22 protein-coding genes are annotated in these 23217 nt (G+C 60.0%); 5 read left to right on the top strand and 17 right to left on the bottom strand.

From position 1 onward, the window contains the following. The first annotated feature begins 1 nt into the window (after position 1). Positions 2-1345 carry an ammonium transporter gene (locus tag OO25_RS16065; RefSeq protein ID WP_040181148.1) on the top strand — a complete coding sequence of 448 codons (1344 nt, stop codon included), beginning with the start codon at positions 2-4 and terminating at the stop codon, positions 1343-1345. Between the two features lie 159 nt (positions 1346-1504). Here the strand turns inward: OO25_RS16065 and OO25_RS16060 are convergent, their stop codons facing one another. The 6 genes from OO25_RS16060 to OO25_RS16035 all read right to left on the bottom strand — a co-directional run bounded on the left by OO25_RS16060 (position 1505) and on the right by OO25_RS16035 (position 6600). After that, positions 1505-2689 carry an amino acid aminotransferase gene (locus OO25_RS16060; RefSeq protein ID WP_040181146.1) on the bottom strand — a complete coding sequence of 395 codons (1185 nt, stop codon included), beginning with the start codon at positions 2687-2689 and terminating at the stop codon, positions 1505-1507. Then, complete coding sequence (gene sseA, locus OO25_RS16055) at positions 2689-3540, bottom strand: 3-mercaptopyruvate sulfurtransferase (protein ID WP_040181145.1); 852 nt, start codon at positions 3538-3540, stop codon at positions 2689-2691. The genes OO25_RS16060 and sseA overlap by 1 nt, the downstream gene beginning before the upstream one ends. A 139-nt stretch (positions 3541-3679) precedes the next feature. Then, positions 3680-4255, bottom strand: coding sequence for a hypothetical protein (locus OO25_RS16050; RefSeq protein WP_242407056.1), 576 nt, complete (start codon positions 4253-4255; stop codon positions 3680-3682). A gap of 211 nt (positions 4256-4466) precedes the next feature. After that, on the bottom strand, positions 4467-4943 hold the full coding sequence (smpB, locus tag OO25_RS16045) for an SsrA-binding protein SmpB (protein ID WP_040174459.1): 477 nt from the start codon (positions 4941-4943) through the stop codon (positions 4467-4469). Between the two features lie 64 nt (positions 4944-5007). Beyond that, positions 5008-5871: a DMT family transporter gene (locus OO25_RS16040; RefSeq protein ID WP_040181143.1), complete on the bottom strand. Its 864-nt coding sequence runs from the start codon at positions 5869-5871 to the stop codon at positions 5008-5010. 174 nt (positions 5872-6045) lie between these two features. After that, positions 6046-6600, bottom strand: a complete 555-nt coding sequence (locus OO25_RS16035; RefSeq protein WP_040181142.1) for a helix-turn-helix domain-containing protein — start codon at positions 6598-6600, stop codon at positions 6046-6048. Positions 6601-6749: 149 nt separating this feature from the next. On the opposite strand from OO25_RS16035, the gene OO25_RS16030 reads away from it, so the two are divergent. The 3 genes from OO25_RS16030 to OO25_RS16020 all read left to right on the top strand — a co-directional run bounded on the left by OO25_RS16030 (position 6750) and on the right by OO25_RS16020 (position 10502). Further along, on the top strand, positions 6750-7955 hold the full coding sequence (locus OO25_RS16030; protein WP_040181141.1) for a benzoate/H(+) symporter BenE family transporter: 1206 nt from the start codon (positions 6750-6752) through the stop codon (positions 7953-7955). Positions 7956-8075: 120 nt separating this feature from the next. Next, positions 8076-9920 (top strand): dihydroxy-acid dehydratase, encoded by a 1845-nt coding sequence (ilvD, locus tag OO25_RS16025; RefSeq protein ID WP_040174468.1) that lies wholly within the window; start codon positions 8076-8078, stop codon positions 9918-9920. Between the two features lie 114 nt (positions 9921-10034). Continuing rightward, positions 10035-10502: an NUDIX hydrolase gene (locus OO25_RS16020; RefSeq protein WP_040181139.1), complete on the top strand. Its 468-nt coding sequence runs from the start codon at positions 10035-10037 to the stop codon at positions 10500-10502. Between the two features lie 129 nt (positions 10503-10631). Here the strand turns inward: OO25_RS16020 and OO25_RS16015 are convergent, their stop codons facing one another. Continuing rightward, a complete protein-coding gene (locus OO25_RS16015; RefSeq protein ID WP_040181138.1) occupies positions 10632-11450 on the bottom strand; it encodes a sulfotransferase family protein in 819 nt (272 codons plus the stop codon). A 141-nt stretch (positions 11451-11591) separates the two neighbouring features. Here OO25_RS16015 and OO25_RS16010 point away from each other — a divergent pair, with 141 nt between their 5' ends. Then, positions 11592-13169 (top strand): DUF5928 domain-containing protein, encoded by a 1578-nt coding sequence (locus OO25_RS16010; RefSeq protein WP_040181137.1) that lies wholly within the window; start codon positions 11592-11594, stop codon positions 13167-13169. 54 nt (positions 13170-13223) lie between these two features. Here OO25_RS16010 and OO25_RS16005 read toward each other — a convergent pair whose 3' ends face one another. The 10 genes from OO25_RS16005 to OO25_RS15965 form a co-directional block, all read right to left on the bottom strand. Continuing rightward, positions 13224-13871, bottom strand: a complete 648-nt coding sequence (locus OO25_RS16005) for a DUF1523 family protein (RefSeq protein ID WP_040174476.1) — start codon at positions 13869-13871, stop codon at positions 13224-13226. Between the two features lie 10 nt (positions 13872-13881). Beyond that, positions 13882-14148, bottom strand: a complete 267-nt coding sequence (locus OO25_RS16000; RefSeq protein WP_024095981.1) for a hypothetical protein — start codon at positions 14146-14148, stop codon at positions 13882-13884. Next, positions 14148-15533, bottom strand: coding sequence for a DUF6638 family protein (locus tag OO25_RS15995; protein ID WP_040181135.1), 1386 nt, complete (start codon positions 15531-15533; stop codon positions 14148-14150). The genes OO25_RS16000 and OO25_RS15995 overlap by 1 nt, the downstream gene beginning before the upstream one ends. A 91-nt stretch (positions 15534-15624) precedes the next feature. After that, positions 15625-16437, bottom strand: a complete 813-nt coding sequence (locus tag OO25_RS15990) for a hypothetical protein (RefSeq protein ID WP_040181133.1) — start codon at positions 16435-16437, stop codon at positions 15625-15627. Between the two features lie 81 nt (positions 16438-16518). Beyond that, positions 16519-16779, bottom strand: coding sequence for a hypothetical protein (locus tag OO25_RS23130; RefSeq protein ID WP_206778543.1), 261 nt, complete (start codon positions 16777-16779; stop codon positions 16519-16521). A 125-nt stretch (positions 16780-16904) separates the two neighbouring features. Next, positions 16905-18839 carry an ATP-binding protein gene (locus OO25_RS15985; protein WP_040181131.1) on the bottom strand — a complete coding sequence of 645 codons (1935 nt, stop codon included), beginning with the start codon at positions 18837-18839 and terminating at the stop codon, positions 16905-16907. Between the two features lie 141 nt (positions 18840-18980). Continuing rightward, entirely contained in the window at positions 18981-20102 is a 1122-nt protein-coding gene (locus OO25_RS15980; protein WP_040181130.1) for a hypothetical protein, read from the bottom strand. A 317-nt stretch (positions 20103-20419) separates the two neighbouring features. Continuing rightward, positions 20420-21502, bottom strand: a complete 1083-nt coding sequence (locus OO25_RS15975; protein ID WP_040181129.1) for a hypothetical protein — start codon at positions 21500-21502, stop codon at positions 20420-20422. A gap of 218 nt (positions 21503-21720) precedes the next feature. Beyond that, entirely contained in the window at positions 21721-22347 is a 627-nt protein-coding gene (locus tag OO25_RS15970) for a class I SAM-dependent methyltransferase (protein WP_040174489.1), read from the bottom strand. Between the two features lie 18 nt (positions 22348-22365). After that, positions 22366-23118, bottom strand: a complete 753-nt coding sequence (locus OO25_RS15965) for a phosphatidylcholine/phosphatidylserine synthase (RefSeq protein WP_040174492.1) — start codon at positions 23116-23118, stop codon at positions 22366-22368. Positions 23119-23217 lie beyond the last annotated feature (99 nt).

Below are 23217 nucleotides of genomic sequence, written 5' to 3'. Positions count from 1 at the left end.
TATGCGTAAATCACCCCTCTCCCTTGCGGCTGTGACGGCGACGCTGGCGCTGCCCGGCCTCGCCGTTGCGCAGGAGACCGCAACCGCCGCCCCTGCCGGTGCTGCGGCAACCGACACTGTGTTTATCCTCAACTCGCTGCTGTTTCTGGTGGGCGGCTTCCTTGTCTTCTGGATGGCGGCCGGGTTTGCCATGCTGGAAGCTGGGCTTGTCCGCTCCAAGAATGTCACCATGCAGCTCACCAAGAATGTGGCGCTGTTCTCGCTCGCGGCGATCTTTTACTACCTTATAGGCTACAACCTGATGTATCCGCTGGGCACCTGGTCGATTGACGGTGTGCTGTCGGGTGTCTGGGGGCCGGGCGTGCTGGAAGCGGTCGGCATCACCGCCGAGCAGGCAGATGATTACTCCTATGCCTCCACCGGGTCCGATTTCTTCTTTCAGCTGATGTTCTGCGCCACGACCGCCTCGATCGTCTCCGGTACAATGGCGGAGCGGGTGAAGCTCTGGCCGTTCCTCGCCTTTGTCATCGTGCTGACCGCCGTGATCTACCCGCTGCAAGCGAGCTGGAAATGGGGCGGCGGCTTCCTGGATGAGATGGGGTTCCTCGACTTTGCAGGCTCCACAGTGGTGCATTCGGTCGGCGGTTGGGCTGCGCTGACCGGCGCGCTGATCCTTGGCCCGCGTCTGGGAAAATACAAAGCGGGCAAAACCATCCCGATGCCGGGTTCCAATCTGGCGCTGGCCACATTGGGCACCTTCATCCTGTGGCTGGGGTGGTTCGGCTTTAACGGTGGATCGCAGCTGGCGATGGGCACCGTGGGCGATGTGGCCGATGTGAGCCGGATCTTTGCCAACACCAATGCCGCTGCGGCAGGTGGTGCGGTTGCGGCCCTGCTGCTGACCCAGCTGCTGTTCAAGAAACCCGACCTCACCATGGTGCTGAACGGCGCGCTGGCTGGCCTGGTGTCAATCACCGCTGAGCCGCTGACCCCGAGCCTTGGCATGGCGACCCTAATCGGCGCTGTTGGCGGTGTTATCGTGGTCTTCGTCGTACCGATGCTGGACAAGATGAAGATCGACGATGTGGTCGGCGCTATCCCTGTGCACCTGGTTGCCGGGATCTGGGGCACCCTTGCGGTGGTTCTGACCAACCCCGAAGCGAGCCTCGTCACCCAGCTGACCGGGATCGTGGTGATTGCGCTCTTCGTCGTGATCTCCTCCGCTGTGGTCTGGCTGATCCTGCGGGCTCTGACAGGGATCCGGGTTGGCGAGGAAGATGAGGTGAACGGGCTGGATATGGCGGAATTGGGGATGGAAGCCTATCCCGAATTCTCTCCCAGCTGATCCGACCAGATCCTGAGATATCACTGCGGCTCCCGGAAATGGGGGCCGCCTTTGTGTGTGGCGCCCACCGCCTGATCTTGCCCAAAAGTCTGGGACCACGCCGCGAAAAAGCGCCCCGCTGTGGCGGAGCGCTTCATGTCGTTCTGGGTTTTCTCAGCGTCAGACGCCGGCGTCGACAATCGCCTGAGCCAGGATCGGCACAGTCTGCGTGTTCAGGCCTGCGATGTTCATCCGGCTATCGCCCACCATGTAAATACCACTGTCAGCACGCATTTTCTCGACCATCTCAGGCGTGGTGCCAAGCAGCGAGAACATGCCACGGTGCTGCGCCAAGAAGCCAAAGCGGTCAGAGCCAGTGAGGCGCTGCAACTCATCCGCGAGTTGCTGACGCAGCGCCAGCATGCCCAGGCGGGTCTCTTCCAGCTCAGCCGCCCAATCGGCACGCAGCGCGTCGTCATTCAGGATCATCGACACCAGACGCGCGCCGTGGTCCGGCGGGAAGGAGTAATTCTGACGGTTGAGGAAGGCCAAAGTGCCCTGGTTCAGCGCCTGCGCGCCGCCGTCTTGGGAGACCGCCATCAACAGACCGGTGCGTTCGCGGTAGATGCCGAAATTCTTCGAACAGCTGGCCGCGATCAGGCATTCCGGCGTATTGGCCGCGACATAGCGCACGCCCTGTGCGTCCTCTTCCAGCCCGTCGCCAAAGCCCTGATAGGCAATGTCGATCATCGGGATCAGGCCACGTTCGTTCAGGATGGCCACGACTTCCTGCCACTGCACAATATTGAGGTTGGCACCAGTCGGGTTGTGGCAGCAGCCGTGCAGCAGCACCACATCGCCCTTGTTGGCGGTTTTCAGATCTGCGATCATGCCGTCGAAATCCACGCCGCAGGTCTCGCGGTCAAAATAGCGGTAGGCGACGGTTTCGATGTTCAGATAGTTCAGGATCGAAATGTGGTTCGGCCAGGTGGGGTTCGACACGAAAACACGCGCGCCGGGGTTGGCCATCTTGATCAGTTCAAACGCCTGACGCACAGCGCCGGTGCCACCGGGGGTGGCCGCAGCAGCGACATTGGCGCGCGCGACACTGTCGGCGAGGATCAGCTTGATCATGGCGTCGGAATAGGCTGGATCCCCGGCCAGACCGACATAGGATTTGGAGGTCTGCTCTTCCCAGAGCTTATGCTCTGCCGCCTTGATGGCGCGCATCACCGGCGTCACCCCTTCGGCGTTCTTGTAGACGCCGACGCCGAGGTCGATTTTGCTGTCGCGCGGATCGTCGCGATACATCTGCATCAGCGCCAGGATCTTATCCGCTGGCTGGGGTTTGAGGGTTTCGAACATCAGGCTTCTCCGGTTGCAACGGGCAGTGTCGGGAAGGCGCCCCACTCGGTCCAGGAACCGTCATAGAGCGCATGATCGGTCTTGCCGAAACGCTCCATGGCGAGGCTGAGGACAGCAGCGGTGACACCTGACCCACAGGTGGTGATGGCTGGTTTGCTGAGATCGACGCCGGCTTGCTCAAACACCGCGCGCAGAACCTCCGGCGATTTCATGGTCTGATCGGCGTTCAACAGCTCCGTATAGGGCACGTTCCGGGACCCGGGGATGTGACCTGCACGCAGGCCTTCGCGAGGTTCGGCCACGGCACCCTGAAAGCGCTCTGCCGCGCGGGCGTCGATAATCTCGTGATCGCCCAGCTTGGCGGCGGAGGAGACCTGTGTGACATCGCGCAGCAGGTGGTTCTGCACCCGCACGGTCATATGGCGGTCGCGGATCACCGGCGGCAGATCCTCAACCGGATTGCCCTCGGCCTGCCATTTCGGCAAACCGCCATCCAGAACCGCGATATTGGTCTGCCCCATCAGGCGAAACAGCCACCACACCCGCGCCGCAGAGCGCAGACCGGTGCCGTCATAGACCACAACCTGATGGCCATCACCGACCCCCATGGCCCGCAGACGGGACATGAACTTCTCCACCGGTGGGACCATATGCGGCAGGTCGGAGCGGTTGTCAGCGATATCATCAATGTCAAAGAAGCGCGCGCCGGGGATATGGGCCGCAGCGTATTCAGCCTTGGGGTCGCGCCCCTCTTGCGGCATATACCACGAGGCATCGAGGATCCTCAGATCGGGGTCCTTCAGATGCGCAGCAAGCCAGTCTGTCGACACAAGCGTTTTAGGATCGTCCAACGTTACCGTCTCCCCTCATATGTGCTGAGGCATCCGTACAACCGTGCGGGCAGAGTCGCAAGGGACGCCGGAGCCGTAGCGCAACAATCTGTCTCAAGGGACCGTCTGTGTTACCCTACAGGTCCTGAAACGGCGTTCGTCAGCGGACCACCCGCAGGCGGGGCGGCTGATCGATCTTGGCGTTGGCCTGCGGTATCTCAGTCGGCTGTGCCTTGCCAGCCGGAAACCGATCGGCAAAGGACAGCGCGGCGCGGATCACATGGGGATCCATCCAGCCGCCGGTCAGATCCGCAACCGCGTCCCGCGCGGCCGGGGTATCATCACGGCGCATGTGGTGGATCATGCGCAGAAACGCCGCCTCATCCGCAGTCACCACTGTGCGTGTTTCCAGTGTCAGCGCGTCATGTCCCACGTAGTGATCACCACGCAGGTCATAGAGGCAACGCACCACCTTGAACAGCGCATGGGCCACAGCCAGCCCGAATGTATCCCCCCAGCGTTCTGACGCACTGCGATAGGCCAACTGCCAGGCCTGGCTCTGCGGCGTCTGAAGACAGGTGTTGAAATGGCGCAGCTGCGGCAGCAGGGCCACCTCAAACGCATCAAGTCCAAGATCTGCCAGCGCGGCCTCTCCCGGTGAAACAGTTGCGGCGGCGGGTGCGGCGGGTAGAGATTGCGCGGGGGTCTGAGGCTCAGAAATCGGCACGGAAGTCATCCTCTTTCAAACAGGAACACGAAGGATGCCGGGCCTGACCGAGGGATGAGTCTGCTGGGTGCGGCTTATCTGACTTATTCAGTCGGATATTGCAACGCTCCGCTGTGGCTTGCAGCGGTTGTCGCTGCGATACCTCGGTAGTGGGTATCACTCATGCCTCCGTGACGGGGCCACGCAGCAGATATATCGAAAGTTGTCGGCTGTTCGCGGATCAGCTGTGATCTTTCAGCAGGCGCTGCTTCTGGCGTGACCAATCGCGTTTGGCCTCGGTCTCGCGCTTGTCGTGGTTCTTCTTGCCCTTGGCGATGCCGATTTTGATCTTGGCCAGCCCGCGATGATTGAAATACATCACCAGCGGCACCAGGGTCATGCCCTTGCGCTGTGTTGCATTCCACAGGGTCGACAGCTCCTTGCGGGACACCAGAAGCTTACGGCGGCGGCGCTCTTCATGTTTGAACATCTTCGCCTGTTCATAAGGCGCGATGTAAGAGTTCACCAACCAAAGCTCGCCATCATCAACCGTTGCGTAGCTCTCGGCGATATTGGTGCCGCCCACGCGCAGGGATTTGACCTCGGACCCTTCCAGAAGGATCCCGCATTCCAGATCGTCTTCAATCGCATAGTCGAACCGCGCGCGGCGGTTTTCTGCGATCACTTTGTAGTTCGGGTCTGATTTTTGCTTGGCCATGGGGCGCAGATGTAAGGTGCCGGAGACAGAGGTGCAAGATGGTGATGCAGATGAGGGGTCGGCCTCAGGCCGCCTGACGGCGATTGCTGCGCATCAGGGTGAAGCCACCGCTGACCACAATCACGGTGCTGCCGACCAAGGTCCATATATCCGGACGCTCATGGAAGACCACGACCCCCAGCACCATGGCAAAAATCAGCCGGGTGTAGCGGAAGGGCGCCACGACAGAAATTTCACCAACCCGCATGGCCCCGGTCAGGGCCTGATAGGCCACCACCCCCACCAGCGTTGCGGCGACCAAATCAATGGTGGTCGCCCCGTCCGGTGTCTTCATCGGCGCCCCAAAAGGCAGCGCGATCAGGCCCGCCACCACCAGCATGGCAAAACCTGCCAGCCCCAGATGCGCATTCGACAGCCCCGCAGGCGCCGCCCGCGTGGCCAGATCGCGCCCGGCAAACCCCAGCGTTCCCGCCACCGCAAAAAGTGAAGCCAGTTCAAATCCGCTTGCACCCGGACGCAGGATCATCAGCACCCCGATGAATCCCGCCGCAATCGCAAGCCAGCGGCGCAGGCCCACATGCTCGCCAAAAAACACCACCGCCCCGGCGGAGACCACCAGCGGTGTCGCCTGCAGTATGGCAGAGGCTGAAGACAACGGTGTCAGCGCGATCGCCAGCGTGAAGCAAAGCCGACCCGCAACCTCCGCAACCGAGCGCACCAGCAGCGCGCGCGTGCAGAACACCGGGTTCCACAGGCGGTGCCCCTGCGCACGCGCCACAATTGCAAAAATCACCATGCCGCCTGCGCCGAACAGGATCAGGATCTGGCCCACAGGCAGACTGCGGGCGGCGGATTTGATGAACATGTCTTCCAGCGCGAAGGCCGCCATGGCCAGCACCATCAGGAGGCTGCCGCGCAGTGTATCCATGGATCAAATCGCTTTCCTAAAGGGCCGGAAAATGCACCGGCAATGGGTCATAAAAGGTCGGTATTCGCACGTTCCCCAAGGCGGCAACTGCGGTGCGCAATGGTGCAAGCATTAGGCAGACCGCGGCCCAGGGACAAGCCGCGCGCCTGCGGCGAATTGATCCGCCAGAACAGCCTAGTCAGTGCGACCCACACGACGATAGTGATGCATGTTCAGGAATGCTGCCCCACTGTCGCCGCTGCGGTACCCATGCGGCTGATCGGCCGCGAACCGCAACCCCTGGCCGGTCTCCAGCGGTACCCAGCTGCCATCCCGCAGCACCTCCATGGCGCCCTCCAGCACAAAGACTTCTTCGGTGACGCCGGTATCATGGGGCTGCGACTGATGCGATTGGCCGGGTCGCAGGCTGACATGAAAGGTCTCCGCCCCTAGCACAGGATCGAAGGGGAACACCATTTTCACCGCGATAGAACCGGGGAACTGCACCGAGCGAAAGCTACGGCCACTGCTGCCTTCGGGCTGCGAGGCTTCACCGATCAGCGCGGTCAGAGGCAGATGAAACCCTTTGGCGATCTTCCACAGCGTCGCAATTGTTGGACTTGATTCGCCTCGTTCGATCTGGCCCAGCATCGCCTTGCTCACACCCGTAACCTCAGCCGCTTTGGACAGGCTGAGCCCCGCATCCTGACGAATGTTCCGCAAATTCAGAGTGATGCCCGCTTCGCTCATTGTCCTGCCCGTCGCTGTTCTATCGGTCACACGGCGTTTCAGGCCGCCGCTCAAAAAACACTTGTGCGCTATAACGCACAAGCAGTAATGTGCGCTATAACGTACGCCCCTCCGATCTCTAGCGGATCCGTCACCTCAGGAAAACCCGGATGCTCAGTTCCTTGAAACTCTCGCATATTGTTGCAGGCGCGGTTGCCGTGTTGGTGGGCTACACCGGGTCTGTCGCGATCATCTTTCAGGCGATTGAGGCCTCCGGCGCCAGTCAGGCACAGGCCAACAGCTGGATGCTGGCGCTGGGGCTTGGCATGGGGCTGACCAGCCTTGCGCTGTCACTGATGTATCGGATGCCGATCCTGACCGCCTGGTCCACGCCGGGTGCTGCTCTGCTCGCGGTGAGTCTGACAGACGTGCCCTTGAGCGATGCGATTGGCGCGTTTCTGTTCTGCGCTGCCCTTCTGATCCTCACCGGGGTGACCGGCTGGTTTGCCGCGCTGTCCCGGCTGATCCCGGATGCGCTGGCAAATGCCATGTTGGCCGGATTGTTGTTCCCCTTTGGGCTGGCGGCCTTCAGCGCGTTTCAATCCGACACCGCTCTGGTCGCGGCCATGGCGGTCACCTTTATGGCCGGACGGCGGCTGTTTGCACGCTATACCATCCCGGCTGTGCTGGCTGTGGGCATTCTGTGGTGCCTTGGCGATGGCAGTTTCACCGACACGGCCTTATTGGACCTAACACTCGCCCAGCCAGTGTTAATGACACCAAGTTTCTCACTGCCTGTGCTGATCGGCGTTGGCCTGCCCCTCTATGTTGTCACCATGTCCTCGCAGAACATGCCCGGCGTGGTCACGCTGAAGGCCGCAGGCTATGCGCCGCCGGTCTCCGCCAGCCTGATCGTGACTGGTGCCGCCTCTTTCGTGCTGGCGCCCTTTGGTGGGTTTGCCTTCAACCTCGCCGCCATCACCGCCGCCATCGGTTGCGGACCGGAGGCGGATGAAAACCCCAAGACCCGCTACATGGCCGGGGTGATGACGGGGGTGTTTTACATCCTCGTCGGGCTTGGTGGCGCAACGGTCATCAGCCTGTTCCTGATCGCCCCCACGGCGCTGATCGCCACTGTGGCAGGGCTTGCGCTTCTGTCGACCATCGGCAACAGCCTCTCGGCGGCACTGGCGGATGCACGGGGGCGCGACGCTGCGCTGATCACCTTCATGGTCACGGTATCCGGCGTCAGTTTCTTTGGAATTGGCGCTGCGTTCTGGGCGCTTGTGGTGGGTATTGCCGTGAATCACCTGATCACACCCCCGCCACCAAATACGGCAACAGCGGGCACTGCCGCGAATCCGGCCCGACCATGATCCGCCAAAGCCTGCAAAATTTCGCAGAAACCACCAGATAATTACCGCAGACCGCCCCGACATGTTGCCTTTGTTGCGCAAATCGTGTCCCTGAGGGGCAAAGACAAGGGAACCAGCCAGATGCCAATGTACCGATCCAGAACCTCCACCCATGGCCGCAACATGGCCGGCGCACGCGGCCTGTGGCGCGCCACCGGCATGACGGATGATGATTTCGGCAAGCCGATCATCGCCATCGTCAATTCCTTCACCCAGTTCGTGCCCGGCCACGTCCACCTGAAGGATCTGGGCCAGATGGTCGCCCGCGAAGTTGAAGCGGCCGGTGGTGTCGCGAAGGAGTTCAACACCATCGCGGTGGATGACGGCATCGCCATGGGCCATGACGGCATGCTCTACTCCCTGCCCTCCCGCGAGGTGATCGCCGACAGCGTCGAATATATGGTCAACGCCCATTGTGCCGACGCCATGGTCTGCATCTCCAATTGTGACAAGATCACGCCGGGGATGCTGATGGCCGCCATGCGCCTCAATATTCCGGCGATCTTCGTCTCCGGTGGTCCTATGGAAGCTGGCAAGATCGACATCGCCGATCTCGATATGAAAAAGATCGACCTGGTGGACGCCATGGTCGCCGCCGCCAGCGACACGATGACCGATGAGCAAGTGCAGCACATCGAGGAAAACGCCTGCCCGACCTGCGGGTCCTGCTCCGGCATGTTCACCGCAAACTCGATGAACTGCCTGGCCGAAGCACTGGGGCTGGCGCTGCCGGGCAATGGTTCAACCCTCGCCACCCATGCCGACCGCAAGCATCTGTTCCTGGAAGCAGGCCGCAAGATCGTCGACATCACCAAGCGCCACTATGTCGGCGAGGAAAAAGGCCTGCTGCCGCGTGAGATCGCCACCTTTGATGCGTTTGAAAACGCCATGAGCCTCGATATCGCCATGGGCGGCTCCACCAATACCGTGCTGCATCTTCTGGCGATCGCCAATGAGGGCAAGGTTGATTTTACCATGACCGACATGGACCGCCTCAGCCGCAAGGTCCCCTGCCTTTGCAAGGTCGCACCGAACATCGAGAATGTGCATATGGAAGACGTCCATCGCGCCGGTGGCATCTTCTCCATCCTCGGCGAGCTGAGCCGTGCGGGCCTGTTGCACAATGAATGCAGCACGGTGCATTCCAGCACCATGGGTGAAGCGATCGCCAAATGGGACATCAAGGTCGCCAACAACCCCGACGCCGAAGCGCTGTTCAAGGCGGCCCCCGGCGGCGTGCGCACCACCGAAGCGTTTTCACAGTCCAACCGCTACAAGGAGCTGGACACCGACCGTGAGGGGGGCGTGATCCGTTCCAAAGACCATGCCTTCAGCCAGGATGGCGGTCTGGCGGTGCTGTTCGGCAATATCGCGCGTGACGGCTGCATCGTGAAAACCGCCGGTGTGGATGAGAACATCCTGAAATTCACCGGGTCCGCCTATGTCTGCGAAAGCCAGGACCAGGCGGTGAACGACATCCTGACCAGCAAGGTGAAAGAGGGCGACGTGGTGGTGATCCGCTATGAGGGTCCGCGCGGTGGCCCCGGGATGCAGGAGATGCTCTACCCGACATCCTACCTGAAATCAAAGGGCCTCGGCAAAGCCTGTGCGCTGCTGACCGATGGCCGTTTCTCCGGCGGCACCTCGGGCCTGTCGATTGGGCATGTCTCACCCGAAGCGGCAGAGGGCGGCATCATCGGGCTCGTCCAACAGGGCGACACCATCGAGATCGACATCCCCAACCGCACCATCCATCTGGCGGTTTCGGACGAAGAACTGGCCGCACGCCGCGCCGCTCAGGACGCAGCTGGCTGGAAACCGGTAAAGCCGCGCAAACGCAAAGTCTCCACCGCGCTCAAGGCCTATGCGCTGCTGGCCACATCAGCCGCCAAAGGCGCCGTGCGCGCCCTGCCTGACGACGAATAATCGACGCTGTCAGGCAATTCGCATTTAAGGCCCCGGCATCTTGGATGTCGGGGCTTTTTCTATCATAGGAAACGGACCCTATTCGACACACCGTAGCATCGCTGGAGATCCGACATGACCATTTGGCGCCCCGCCCAATCCATTCGCGTGAAAACCATTGGTCTGCCCTGGCGCAAAGGCCATTTTCTCGCGGCGGAGGTCCCCGATGACAGCGGCCAAACCAAAGGTGTCCGCCCTCTGGGGGGCACGGTTGAATTTGGCGAGACCTGGCAACAGGCGCTGCAACGGGAGTTTCAGGAAGAGCTCGGTGTGGAGATCACCACAATCGGCGCGCCGGTGGTACTGGAAAACATCTATCAGCACGAAGGCCAGATCGGTCATGAGATCATCTTCGCCGCACAGGTTACTTGGCCAAACACCGAGCATCTGGCAGGCGATACAATTGAGTTTTTCGAAGACAACGGCCTGAAATGTATCGCCAGATGGTTTCATCCCGACGCGCTGGAGACTGGCGGGACAGAACTGTTTCCAACCGGATTAAAAGCGCATCTGCAAGATCTGGGATCCTCGACCCGCGCATAAGGCACGAACCCCCTCACCTTTCCCGAAATACTCCCGCCGGAGGCGCGCCGCGCCAGCGGCGCCAGGCCCAACCGGGTCAGATCATATCAATGATCGCCACCCCGGGCGGGAGCATCGCGCGGCTTGGGATCACTCACCCAATTTGGCGTGCACCTCATCCAGATCGATCTCACCCACCGGCATCTTGTTGGCGGGGTTTTCGAAGTCATATTTGAACACTTCGAAATCCCGCTTATAGATTTCATAAATCAGATGCATCGAGAGGTCGTCGAAATAGTCTTCGACCGGATGGGCGCGTTTGGGGCCGTGGCCTTCGCTTTCGTTAAAGCGCGGGATCTGGGTCAGATCCACCTGATGCGGTGTCTCGATCGCGTCCAGCACATGCTGCATGCCCTCATTGAAGGCTTCGGTCCAGATCACCTTGTCGTACCGGCCACCGTTGCAGATGAAGGTCGAGACATGGCCCGATGTGGCTGACCAGTGGATGTCCGGCTCCATCGGGCGGCGAAACTTCACCGTGTCTCGGACAAACAACAGAAAACGGCGGAAGCTCTTGATCTGATCAAACGGCTCTTCGCCGTCATCGCCGCCCACATCAATCCCGTAGTTATAGGTGAGCCGCGGCACCAGATTGCCCCGGTAACGTTTGCCATTGCGCTGAATGCCGCAAATCTTGTCGAAGAAGGAACTCAGCACGCGGGTGTAAGGGTTACGCACGCAGGTAAATGCGTAGGATTTCTGCGCCTGAACATTGCTGGTGATCAACGGCTGGCTGTCAGGCAGCGCCCATTTGTGCAGACCGCCCTTGGCATCGTGAATATCACCGTCAAAGAACTGCCCGTGGTCGGAGTAATACATGATCTGGCCGATGGTGGAGCAGGCACATTTGGGCACCACGCGATAGACCACGCTTTCGCTCTCCGTCATCCAGGTGCCTGGAAATCCCATCTGTCTCTCCCCGTCCCCATGCGCCGCAATTGGCGCCACGTACGACTCTAGTCGTTAAAAGCGAAATAATGCGGTTTATTCAGTGAGAATTCGTCAGTATCAAGGAAACAATCAATCAAAATACGACACCGAGGCGCTGTCATGGCAAAAATCGCATATGTTCTGCTGTGCCATAAGGACCCAGAGGCGATTATTCAGCAGGCAGAGCGACTAACCGCAGCCGGTGATTATATGGCGATCCACTTCGATGGGCGCTCTCCGGCCAGCGATTATCAGCAGATCCGCACCGCCCTGAAGGACAATCCCAACATCTGCTTTGCCCGCAAGCGGGTCAAATGCGGCTGGGGGGAATGGTCGCTGGTTCAGGCAACGCTCTATGCGCTGGAAAGCGCGGTCGCCACCTTCCGGCGGGCGACACATTTTTACATGGTGTCGGGCGACTGCATGGCGATCAAGACCGCGGAATATGCCCATCAGCTGCTCGACAGCCGGGATTGTGACTATATCGAAAGTTTCGATTTCTTTGAAAGCAACTGGATCAAGACCGGTATGAAAGAGGACCGGCTGATCTATCGCCATGTCTTCAACGAACGCAAAAACAAGCGCCTCTTCGATCTGAGCCACAGCCTGCAGAAGCGCCTGGGCCTGACCCGCGCCCTGCCTGAGGACATGCAGATCCAGATCGGCAGCCAATGGTGGTGCCTGCGTCGCCGCACCGTCGAGTGGATCCTGTCCTTCCTGAGTGAGCGGCGCGATGTGCTGCGATTTTTTCGCACCACCTGGATCCCGGATGAGACCTTCTTTCAGACCCTGGTGCGTCACCTGGTCCCCACGAAGGAAATCGAAAGCCGCACACTGACATTGCTGATGTTCTCGGACTACGGGATGCCGGTGCAGTTCTACAATGATCACTACGACATGCTGATGGGGCAGGATTTCCTCTTTGCCCGCAAGATCAGCCCCGAAGCGCAGGAGCTGAAATCCCGTCTTGGCGCGCTGTATGCCGAGCAGGGTGTTGAATTTCAGATCTCCAATGAGGGGCGCAATCTTTATGGGTTTCTAACCAAACGCGGGCGCAACGGGCTGCGCTTTGCCCCCCGGTTCTGGGAAACCGAAAGTACGCTGGGGCGCAACCGCGAACTGCTGATCATCAGCTGCAAGAAATGGCATGTCGCCAAGCGCCTGATTGAGCGGCTGCGCGAGGTCAGCAACGTCCCGGCGCTGGCCTATCTCTTTGACGAGGAAGGCACCGACATGCCCGATCTTGGCGGCATCGAGGCGACGCTCTGGAAGCGCACGCGCCACCGTCGCGCGCTGGTGCGGATGTTGTTTGATTACTATGAAACCGATCGCCTGGTGATCTGCCTTGATCCATCAGCGTTGGAGCTGATGCAGGATTTCTGTGCGGATCGGGCCATCACGCGCATCCTGCAGATCGAATGCAGTCTCAGCGACGACTACTTAACCGGCCATGCCGAGCGCATCGGGCTGGCCGGCCAACAGACCGCCACCGCCGCGCTGGAACGGTTGCTGCCGGCCATTCGCAACGATATCCAGCACGAATCCGACCGTATCCGCGATGTTGGGTTTGACCACCACAGCCTGATCCGCGAAAGCGACAGTGATGAGCAGATCGCCGAACAGCTGATGCCGTTTCTGGCGTTGGATCATGAGGCCGCTCTGACACTCGCGCGGACCGAGCATCTCTTCTCAGACTAGGGCAGCCTTATCATCAGGCCGCCCCGGTCTGGGTCATGGTCCGCGTGCGGTTGGTTATTTCTGTTTCCAGCTGTCCAGCCAGCGCCGGACCCGGCCACGCCGCTCCGAGAGCGCATCACCCGCAGCGTAAAGACTGTCCTCGACATTCTCGACCATCGGGTCGATGCGGGCGCGACGGAAGCGGCGCCAGCGCACGTAAAGCGCCCAGATCACCGCCGCCAACATGGTCAGGAAGATGATATTGAACCAATTCACCTGGCTATACTCCGGCCCGCTCACAGGCTTCACCGCGACCGCATTCGGGAAGATCGACAGAAATTCATTGCGCCAGCCATAGTGGCGCAGCAGCACCCACTGCGGATCAGCCTTGGTGGAGGCGAGATCGGTCAGCTCGGCCTGCAGGTTGGAGCTGTCCAGCTTGAAATAGGGCGGCCAGCCCCAGCCGGTGTCCTCGTTCCGGTAGACGATGGGGCGGCCATTGGGCAGGAACGCCTCCACGAAGCGGACATCGCGATTGACGCTGGTCGCGCTTTCCTGTGCCGTGTCCTGCTGCGCCCAGAAAATCGAGTTTTCGCCGAAATCAACTCGGCGCACCTCAGTCTTGACCACGCGCACCACATCATTCTGTGGCAGCGTGTAATGCAAAAAGGCCCCTGCCAGCAGCCAGATGGTGAGAATGAACACCCATTTGATATAACGCATCTCAGCGACCTCACATGAAATTCATGACATAGACCAGAAGCGCAATGGCCCCCAGCGGCACGACATAGACCAACAGGATCAATCTGCGCCGCAGTGACCTGTCATATTGGTGCAATCCGCGCTGGATGAAGGCGGAACGGTCTCCGGTCAACCCCTTCTCGGCCCAACGACGTTTCAGCTTGGCGCGCCGCACCTCGCGCGAGTAGAGCGAGACAATGCCGTAGATCACAGTCAGCACCACCAGCAAAATCGCCATCAGGCGGATAAAGGCAAACATCAGCGGCGCCCCCTGTTGCCAGCTCTGCTGCTGACAGCGCCCCAGGGGCCGACCCGTACGACCAGACTGTCTGTTCGGCGCTGCTTCGGTTGATCCTGCGCGTCCGTGCTGCGACCGTTCATGTCCGGCTCATGGCCAAATAGCGCCGCCCGCGCGCCTGCCTTGTCCATCGCGTATTCGCGCGCAAGGAAGGCGACGACGTGGTCCTTCTTCGCCTCCGGCCAGCTGCGATACTGCTGATAAAACGCTTCCTTGTGGCAGATGAACAGCTGGCGGAAATCCAGCGGCGTCAGCTCTGCCAGCAGCATATTGACCAGATCGCGGTTCGGCGTGTTGGTGGCCCGCAGGCAGTAGAAATAGGCCGGGTGATCCGATTTGATCCGGGGCCATTTGCCACCGCTTTCGGCCCAGCGAACCATCGCCGCCATACCTTCGAACTCCGCCGGCAGCTCGCTTGCGTGGCGGGCCGCCATGCGCCGCAGATCGCTGCGCGACAGGCCCGAGAGGTCCATCCCCTTGTCGGCCAGCACGCTGATGGCCAGAAACCCCATCTTCTGACGCAGGATGGCCGCACCATCGACGCCGCGCGCGCGGATGATCGGCTCCACCAGCCCGTTCAGTTCCAGAAACTTCGCAATCGCATTGTCCTGCGTTAGGTCGAACACCCGGTCCAGCGGCACGCCTTCGGGTTTTTCCCCACTGGCGATCAGGGCCGGATGCTCGACATCCTGAAACACATAAAGCCCGCCAAAATGCGCGGTCCAGAAATTCTGTTGCTCAAACACCTCGTGCTTCAACCGCACCGGGTTGCGGGTAACATCGCCGGTTTTTTCCGCCGTCGCGATCATCTCAGCGATCAGCGCGTCGTCAAACCAGCCGTCTTCCTCGCTCTTGAACCGGTCCACCAGTTCGGCCAGCTGATCGGCCTGCCGCAGCGTGCCCTTTGTGGTATCCGCCTCGACCCTGACCTGCCGGATGTCAAAAAGCTGCGCGGGCGTTGCGACCTCAAACACCGAATTGACCAATTCACCCGCAACCGCATCGGTCGCGGTCAGCGCAAACAGCTGGCTTTCATTTGCGGCAATGAACCGGCGCAGGATGTCCCGGCTGGTGGAGAATTTCACATTCAGAAGCGGGCAACGCTTCTGTTCGGTGCTCAAGAGAATGAACTGCCGGTTCACACCCGCATGGTTCAGATAGTGGTCATCCCCCAGCTCATCGCCCACTTCGGGGGAGTAGCCAGAGATATCAACGTGGAAATCCGTGAGGCGCGTGGTCTTGCCCGTCAGATGCTTCAGCGCGCGATTATACCGCTCCACCAATGCGGGCGAGGCCACATGGAAGAGATTGCCGAACATCAGGCCATGCTGGATGAGGCGTTTCATGCATCTCTCCTTTCTGGTTCCCGTTCTGTAGTGCGAGCGGTACTGTGTTTGCGGCTGCCACTAGCGCATCGTTGATCTAACGCTGCAAGTTTCAAAAGTGTTTTTCCAACTCTGTTAGTGCGTCAATTGCTTGAACTAGATTTGAACGGTCGATCTTGATTTGCTTGGCAGCAGACAGATGCGGATAAACGCCTGATAGTCGCTTCAAGACGGCTAGCAACGCTACGTATGCGTGTTTTTCTCCAACTGTTCTTAAAACAGTCTTATCTGGGTCTTCTGATAACAGGGCGAGTTTTCGAAATCTGCTAGCGAATTGATATACCATATCAAATGGAAGGCTCTCGATAGCATTCGAAAGAACAAGTGGTGCACTATTTTCCATCGCTCCGCGAATATTTGCCTGCGACCAGTTAATTTCTAGGGCGCGTACCTCTCTACTGCTAGCAATTGCCTTAATGTTCTCCACGATCTCCTCGGCTTCTTCCCAAGCCTGAGACTGCTCTCTTTGGCGTTGCTCTTCTTCAAAAATCCGACCCTGTAACTTGAGAAGCTTGACCTGCTCAGTTTGAGCACGCGCCATATCTTGCGTAGCCTCCCGCTGCTCTCGCAACTCTTCTCTTTGGGCCGCCAACTCCTGCCCCTGCAGCCAGACAGTCGCAATCAGCCAAACAAAGGCCAGCGCCCCAGCAAATCCAGCTAAAGTATCCCCAACCTCATTGGGTGCAGCTGCCAAAAACGCACTCCACTTGCTACCAACACAACTCTGATTGCCCCAGAAATCCGTTTGGCAAACCGATTGATTGGCCGCCCAGGCGCCAAAAGCAATCACCGCCGCAGTCGCAAGTACGCCCCACATAATCGGGTTATTCCGCCGCCAGAACGGATCACGGGATTTCTCACCCATTCAAACCTCCCCGCCCGAGGCGCTTGCGGTTCGGGCAGCGCCCGCGGACAGGCTCTGCCCGCATGTCGCGCGAAAATTGCATCAAACGTCCCTCCCTTCACCTGGCCCAGTTTGCCTTCGAATGCGGTTGAAGGACCTTCTGCCAAAGAAACAGCCCCCACCAAAAACAAGAGCTGCCAGCGGCACCAGAACTGTGCCAGAAGCGGCTACCCCCGCCACCGAGAACTTTAAAAATCCAATAAAATCAATTTCATTGTGAGACAAATCAGGCAAAATTGTCAGTCCTACAGCTCCATAGGCAACGAAGCAAATGACAGCAGAAGGCAGGATTGAAAAGCCCACTGCACGCCACCAAACCGCCTCCTTTTTCCCACTCTGTCGCCATAGGCCCACGCGACAGGGATGGTGAAGAATGCGGCCAGAGCCGTCACTCCGATGCCAACGTATAACAAGACGATACCCAAAGGTCACTTCCCCTCCAGATACCGCCGCTTGGCCTCTTCCTGCCGCCCGAAATCGCGCACCATATTGTCAATCGCCACCTCATCCGACTTGTCGGCATAGCGGAACTCAGAGTCGGCGTAGCGGTTGATCTCCTGCACCACCATGTCGATGGTGATCGGCACCCGCAGCTCCGCAATCATCGCGGATTTGGTGTCGTAGTCCTGGAACAGGAACAGCTCCGGGTTCTCCATCCAGTCATCCGGCAGTTCGAAATCCATCGCGCGCACCTTCACCGCATCGGTGATGTTCTTGATGGCGCGGCCGGTGAAGCGTTCATCCGCCTGCTGAATGGCCTTCAGATAGGTGCCCAGCTTGGCAAGGCTGTCCAATTCCCCAATCTGATCATGGACCCGGCCAAAGACCTCCGCCAGCCCCGGCTCCTGCGGGCGGTTGTGCGCCTCAAACGACCGCGCGACGGCCTGTTTGATCTCCTGCGCGCCGTATAGGTCATGATCGCCCAGCGGGATCTCATGGTTTTTGCCCATCAGAAGCGTCAAGATATCGATGTAATCCTCCCGCGTCTGCGGCCCGTCCACCAGGAACCGCGCGCCGGCCCGCTGGCGCAGCGCATCGTCCACATTCTCCGGATAGTTGGAAAACATGCCAAAGGTGCAGTTGCCGCGCACCACGGTGTTTGCCCCTGCAAAGGCCTCCATGAACACCGCCGTCACCTCCTGCTGGCCCGCGCTGGACTGGCGGTCGCCGCGCTTCCCTGCGATCTGGTCGATGTCGTCGATGGTGCCAAAACCGATCACGCCGGGATCAATCACATTCTGGATGAAGCTCTTGGCGTTCTGGCCGGACTTGCCCTGATAGCTGTCGATATTGTCGATACCGAAATTCTGATAGCGAAAGGCATAGCCCGCATTCTGGCAATAATCATGGATGAGGCCCGCCATCATCTGAATGAGTGTCGTCTTGCCGGTGCCCGGCTTGCCGTCGCCCATGAAGGTGAAGATGAAGCCGCCCATCTCGGCAAAGGGATTGAGGCGCCGGTCAAAATCATAGGCCATCAGCATCTTGGAGAGCCTTAAGGCCTGATACTTGGCGATATGGTTGCCGACCACCTCATGCGGTTTTTTGAACGCCATGGTGAGGGTCGTGGACTTCGCCTTGGTGGCGGGTTCAAAGCCGCTGATGGTCAGATCATCCGTCTCCACCCGCCAAGCGGCAGCGGTGAACCCTTCCAGACGTGGCGCGGTCTGCGCCCGCAGGGCCGCCTTCTCCATCAGCTGCTCGGCATAGGCCGCCGTGGCCGCAATCAGATGCACATCATCGGTGCCATGCTGCGCCAGCTTCTGGTCCAACTCCCACAGCGCCCCGTGCAGGGCCAGGGGCGCATTGTCTGTGAGCAGCTCCTCCGCCTCGCCCACCTCGGCCTGCGCCTCAGACCCATGCGGTGCCAGCAGATAGGCGGCGGCATTGGCAAACACATGCGCCGCAATCAGCGCCTCCGCCGCCAGCAGCTCGGTAAACTCCCCCTTGCGCGCGCCGTCCAATGACCCGGCCAGATTGGCCCGTTTCAGATCGGCGAGGCCAGAGACATCCGCATAAGCCTCCCCCATCGCCAAAGAGATTGCCAGCGCCCGGCGCAAGGCATGCTGCAAGGTCGCCTGCAGGGGCGAGGTCAGCGGGTCATCGTCATCCGCCGCCTCAATCCGGGCGATCAGATGCACCCCTTCGGGCCGCGCGCTGGACCGCGTCACCAGCCCCGGCGTGGTCGAGCGGAAGCGCCGCCGCGTGCCAAGCCCCGAGGAGCGCTCCGGCGTCTTCGCCTCCACCGCAGGCTTGGCAATGCGCGGCGTGTGGTCAAACCCCTCCAGCATCGCCGCCGCAGCCGCATAATGCTTGCGGATATCCTCTTCCCGCAGCTCCATCTGATTGCCTGAAATGCTCATCTCACCCTCTCAATTCGTCTCATCGCCGGCAAAAAATCCGGCCCGCCCATCTTCTGGCTAAAAATATCCCCGCCCCGCTACCCGGCAGGCGTCTTTGCCGCCGAGAGGGGAGGCTCCCCCGGCTTCAACAAACGCAGGCGCTCAATACCGCAGCACTTGCCCGGCCTCACTCACCACGAATTTCTGCACATCGGCGAACCCCGGCGGGTCCAGCTCTGCCAGCACCTGAAACGGGCGCTGCGGCAGGATGATGGCGCGCTGGGTCCGGGTCGCCCCGGTATCCGCGCCGCGGCCGCCAAAGGGATCCAGCGCAAAGATCTCCCGCTCCACGGTGCCGAACCAGCCCGAGCGCTCCTCGCGCACGTCCTCGCTCTCCAGCTCCTCCAACGTCCAGGCCAGCGCCCAGTCGTGGCCCGCTGGTGACTCTGCCTGCTCCAGCACCTGGTGCAGCGGGCCGGATTGTTCGGTATAGGCGGAGGAATACATCGGCCCCACATGAAAGCGGCGCAGATGTTTAGGGTGGAGATCGTCGAAATCCTCGTCGAACCCCTTGGCGATGGTCACCAGCTTCAGCCCTGCCAGCGCCTGCGCCATCAGATGCGCCTGCACCTCCGGCCAGCGGCGTTCGTCCTTCGGCAGCGCCACCTTGCCGCTGTCTTCCAGCTCCATCAGGTAGATCACCGGCAGGTTCACCTGGCTGTCATAGGCGGCCCAATGCAGCAGGAAGCGGCGGCGGCGCTCGCCGATGTTCTCCAGCCATTCACAAACCGGATCGTTCTGGGTCCAGAACAGCTGCCCTTTCAGAAGCTCCTGATAATAAAGCCGTTGCGACAGGGCGAATTGCAGCTTCGACGGCACCGTGCGGTCAGCGATAATGGTGCGCACCATATCGTCCTTCAGCGCGTCTTCACCGGCCATATTGGCCAGATGCCGCTCCGCCTGCATAGCGTCGTTGGCCATGGTCATCAGTTCGGCCGCAACCGGAAAGCCGCTGTCGCGCTTATCCATCGCCAAGCTGCCAAAAAACCGCCCCGTATCACGCCCGGCCATCAAGTATTTCATCGACAGCGCGCGGAAGGTGAAGTTGAGCCGCATCAGATATGCGGTCAGTACCTTCACATCGGATTTCGAGAGCCGCCCCTCCGCCTGCATCGCCGCCGCCACCCGGGTCAGATGCCGGATGATGGTGTCGAACTTTTTGAAGTACCGGCGCGAGGCGAAGGTGTCAGAGAGGCCTGCGTGGTCGTGTGCGGGATCAGTCATACCGGCCCGCTTTCCGGACGTGTAGCTTGCGGTAAGGACAGCGCCCGTCCGCGGGCCGGGCGCAATCCTCTGATGAATTTCCTGATCATCTCAATTCCACTAGTTAGTGACCCGATGTGTCTAACCGTCCTGTGCCTCACACAGGTCCCAAGCAAAGCCTGCAAATACCCCAGCAACTGCAACGGCAACCCAACCTGAAAAAGGGCCGTCAACGGCGTAGTAGAGAGTGGCCAAAGTTCCGAAAACGACCGCCAGCATGCTCCACCAAAACCAGTTCGGTGGGGATGGGATATTCAGGAACTCCAGCCAATCCACACTCACCCCCCATAGAGGTTCTTATCGTGCTTCTCGACAATCGCGGCGAACCGGCGGGCGAAGCGTTCGTCGGCCTTGGCCTTCTTCTCCAGTACGTCGCGGGCAAACACCATGTTGTCCTCATGCGCTTCCAGCATGTCGGCCATTTTCTGGTTGGTCGCAGTGCCAATCGCCGCCATGGCGGTCTGGGCTTCCTTGTCGGTCTGCACCCCGATCTCGTTGATCCGGTGCGCCACATCCTGTTGCTGCGCGGTCTTCAGCGATTTGGTCAGCGCGTCATAGAGCACCACCCGCTGCGCCGTGTCCGTCTGCAGCTTGTTGATCAGCACCATCTGCGTCGCGGCCTGGTTCTGCAGGGAGTCGACCCAGGTCTTGCCCTTCTCGATATAACGCTCCAGCGTCTGGGATTTCGCAAGCTTCACCTGCTCCTCCTGCACCAAGGCGTTGTATTTTGCATTGAGATCCGCCAGTTCGGTCTCCAGCTTGGTGCGCGCGGCGGCGTCCTGCTCGACTGAGATCTTGTTCTCCAGCTCGATGATCTGCGGATCCAGGGCCACGATCTCGGCGCGGACGGCCTCCAGCTCCTGCACGGTCAGCTCGCGGTCGTCCAGCGTGGACGTAAGGTTTACCTGAACCTTCTCGCGCTGATCTTCCAGCGTGGCCAGCTGGCCCTCCAGCAACTTCACGATCACATCCGATTTGGCGATCAGATCCTGCAGCTTGTCGTCGATATTGGCGGTGCGCATCCGTTCTTGGCGCAGAGAGTCCGATTTCCCCTTGGAAAAGAAACCGACAAAGCTCTCCCAGCCGGTTTTCGACCGCATCTCGTCGAAATCCTTGGAGAAGGCCGTGGTCACATCATCCAGACCCATGATCAGCTCAGCGATATTGGCGTTCATCACCTCGGTATGAGCGTGCACGTCATCCAGCGTCGCGTTCTCAATGTCGATGCTGGCATCTTCACCGGCCGAAATTTTGGCCCGCGCGGTTTCGATCCGCGAGGTCAGCGCCGTGATCTTCTGCTGCGACTCGCTCACCTTGGCTTGCGACGCCCGCACCATCTCGTCAAATTGTGATTGGCTCATAAAGTGCCCTTTCTGCAATGTCTTGTGTGTCATATGGGCAATGTGAACATGATTTACATCCCCTATGTAAATAAAACCCGCTCTTGCTGCAGCCATTGCGCAGCACCGCTCAGGTCAGTTGAAAGCAGTTTTGCAGAGCCGCCCCGCAAAGGGAAGACCGGCCCGCAGACCGACCGGTTACGGTCCGCAGGTGCTCATCGGCGGGATGCTGTCGCGCCTCAGACCGGCTTGATTTTGGACAGCACCAGAAAGGTCATCAGACCGAAGGGCGGCAAGGGCTGGTGATGCTCCACCGAGAGATGATCCGCGCCCAGCACGGTGTCGATCTCAAAATCCGAGTGCCAGCCAAGCACATTGGCAAACGGCGCGGAAACCCGTTCGAGGAACGCCAGCACGCCCTGTTCGCGCAGGAAATGATTGGTAATCACCACTTTGCCACCGGGCTTAAGCACGCGGGCAATTTCACCCATCACCTGTTCCGGGTCCGGTACAACGGACAGCACATGCATGGCTGAAACAGTGTCGAAGGTGGCATCGGGGAAATCCAGCGCACGGGCATCCATCTGGCGGAGGGTTTCGACGTGGTCAAGATCATGTTCCTCCACTCGTTTCATCGCCTTTTTCAGCATATCCTCGCTGAAGTCGATGCCGGTGACCTTTAGGTGGGATTTGTAGAGAGGCAAGGACAGTCCGGTGCCGACACCCACCTCCAGCACCCGACCGCTGCGATGTTCGTTGACGTAGCCGACAGCACGGCGACGGCCCACATTGGTGATTGCCCCAAATGTTTTGTCATAGACAGGGGCCCAACGGGCATACGACGATTCAACAGCCTTAATATCCAATTATCCACCCTTACTCGTTTATGCGCCGGTCTCCGGCGTTTTCTTTTTAACCAATCCCCAGGCCACCATCGCAGCATAGCCAAGGCACAGGATCACCAATGTAATCCATGCGTAAATCAGGACGGCTGCCCCCGCAAAGGCAAAACCGACCAAAAAATACTTCACGTTTTCGCGCGAAATTTTGACTGCCTTCAGCGACCAGGTTGGCACATGGCTGATCATAAGCAATCCGATGACACCCATATGAAGGCAGATCAAAATATCCGGAATGACCGGCGCATCGGCAAAGGCAAAGGAGATGAACATCGGCAGCATCGCCAGAAGTGCGCCGGCTGGGGATGGGACCCCTTCAAAATAAACGCTTTTTGCGGTGACTTTCTGCTCGGACTTGGTCGAGACGTTAAACCGCGCCAGCCGCACCACGCAGCAGACCGAGAACACCAGCACCGCCAGCCACCCCAAGCCACGCATGTCTTGAAGGGCCCAATAGTAGATCACCAGTGGTGAGGCGACGCCGAAATTGAGAAAGTCTGCCAGCGAGTCGAGTTCTGCACCCATCTTGCTGTCGCTGCGCAGGATCCTCGCCAAACGCCCGTCAAACCCATCCAGGATCGCCGCCGCCAGGATCAGCTGCACCGCCAGGGTATAATTGCCCTGCACCCCGAAGCGGATCGCAGACAGCCCGGCACAGATGGCCGCAATGGTCATCATGTTCGGCAACAGCTGGATCAGCGCGTATTCGGATTTTCGCTTTTCCGGTGGGTGATGCATAGCGGTGGTGTTTCCTTGTTCACGGCAGAGAGCCACCACGCTCCCAGCTCCCCGAAGCGGGGCACAATCGCAGGATCAGGTGTCGCCTTTGCGCACATA

Origin of the sequence: Phaeobacter sp. S60 (assembly GCF_000826845.1) — a bacterium.
Taxonomy (GTDB): Bacteria; Pseudomonadota; Alphaproteobacteria; order Rhodobacterales; family Rhodobacteraceae; genus Phaeobacter; species Phaeobacter piscinae.
Note: the sequence above shows the minus strand (reverse complement) of the source record. Positions and strands in the feature narration are given on the sequence as shown.

Excerpts from the sequence above, each read along its gene's own strand:
- OO25_RS15975 (WP_040181129.1), bottom strand. The coding sequence starts at position 21,502 with ATGAGCCAATCACAATTTGACGAGATGGTGCGGGCGTCGCAAGCCAAG.
- ilvD (WP_040174468.1), top strand. The coding sequence starts at position 8,076 with ATGCCAATGTACCGATCCAGAACCTCCACCCATGGCCGCAACATGGCC.
- OO25_RS15990 (WP_040181133.1), bottom strand. The coding sequence starts at position 16,437 with ATGGGTGAGAAATCCCGTGATCCGTTCTGGCGGCGGAATAACCCGATT.
- OO25_RS16050 (WP_242407056.1), bottom strand. The coding sequence starts at position 4,255 with ATGACTTCCGTGCCGATTTCTGAGCCTCAGACCCCCGCGCAATCTCTA.
- OO25_RS15980 (WP_040181130.1), bottom strand. The coding sequence starts at position 20,102 with ATGACTGATCCCGCACACGACCACGCAGGCCTCTCTGACACCTTCGCC.
- OO25_RS15965 (WP_040174492.1), bottom strand. The coding sequence starts at position 23,118 with ATGCATCACCCACCGGAAAAGCGAAAATCCGAATACGCGCTGATCCAG.
- OO25_RS16020 (WP_040181139.1), top strand. The coding sequence starts at position 10,035 with ATGACCATTTGGCGCCCCGCCCAATCCATTCGCGTGAAAACCATTGGT.
- OO25_RS15995 (WP_040181135.1), bottom strand. The coding sequence starts at position 15,533 with ATGAAACGCCTCATCCAGCATGGCCTGATGTTCGGCAATCTCTTCCAT.
- OO25_RS16040 (WP_040181143.1), bottom strand. The coding sequence starts at position 5,871 with ATGGATACACTGCGCGGCAGCCTCCTGATGGTGCTGGCCATGGCGGCC.
- OO25_RS16010 (WP_040181137.1), top strand. The coding sequence starts at position 11,592 with ATGGCAAAAATCGCATATGTTCTGCTGTGCCATAAGGACCCAGAGGCG.
- OO25_RS15985 (WP_040181131.1), bottom strand. The coding sequence starts at position 18,839 with ATGAGCATTTCAGGCAATCAGATGGAGCTGCGGGAAGAGGATATCCGC.
- smpB (WP_040174459.1), bottom strand. The coding sequence starts at position 4,943 with ATGGCCAAGCAAAAATCAGACCCGAACTACAAAGTGATCGCAGAAAAC.
- OO25_RS16065 (WP_040181148.1), top strand. The coding sequence starts at position 2 with ATGCGTAAATCACCCCTCTCCCTTGCGGCTGTGACGGCGACGCTGGCG.
- OO25_RS16005 (WP_040174476.1), bottom strand. The coding sequence starts at position 13,871 with ATGCGTTATATCAAATGGGTGTTCATTCTCACCATCTGGCTGCTGGCA.
- OO25_RS16030 (WP_040181141.1), top strand. The coding sequence starts at position 6,750 with ATGCTCAGTTCCTTGAAACTCTCGCATATTGTTGCAGGCGCGGTTGCC.
- OO25_RS16000 (WP_024095981.1), bottom strand. The coding sequence starts at position 14,148 with ATGTTTGCCTTTATCCGCCTGATGGCGATTTTGCTGGTGGTGCTGACT.
- OO25_RS16035 (WP_040181142.1), bottom strand. The coding sequence starts at position 6,600 with ATGAGCGAAGCGGGCATCACTCTGAATTTGCGGAACATTCGTCAGGAT.
- OO25_RS16060 (WP_040181146.1), bottom strand. The coding sequence starts at position 2,689 with ATGTTCGAAACCCTCAAACCCCAGCCAGCGGATAAGATCCTGGCGCTG.
- OO25_RS16015 (WP_040181138.1), bottom strand. The coding sequence starts at position 11,450 with ATGGGATTTCCAGGCACCTGGATGACGGAGAGCGAAAGCGTGGTCTAT.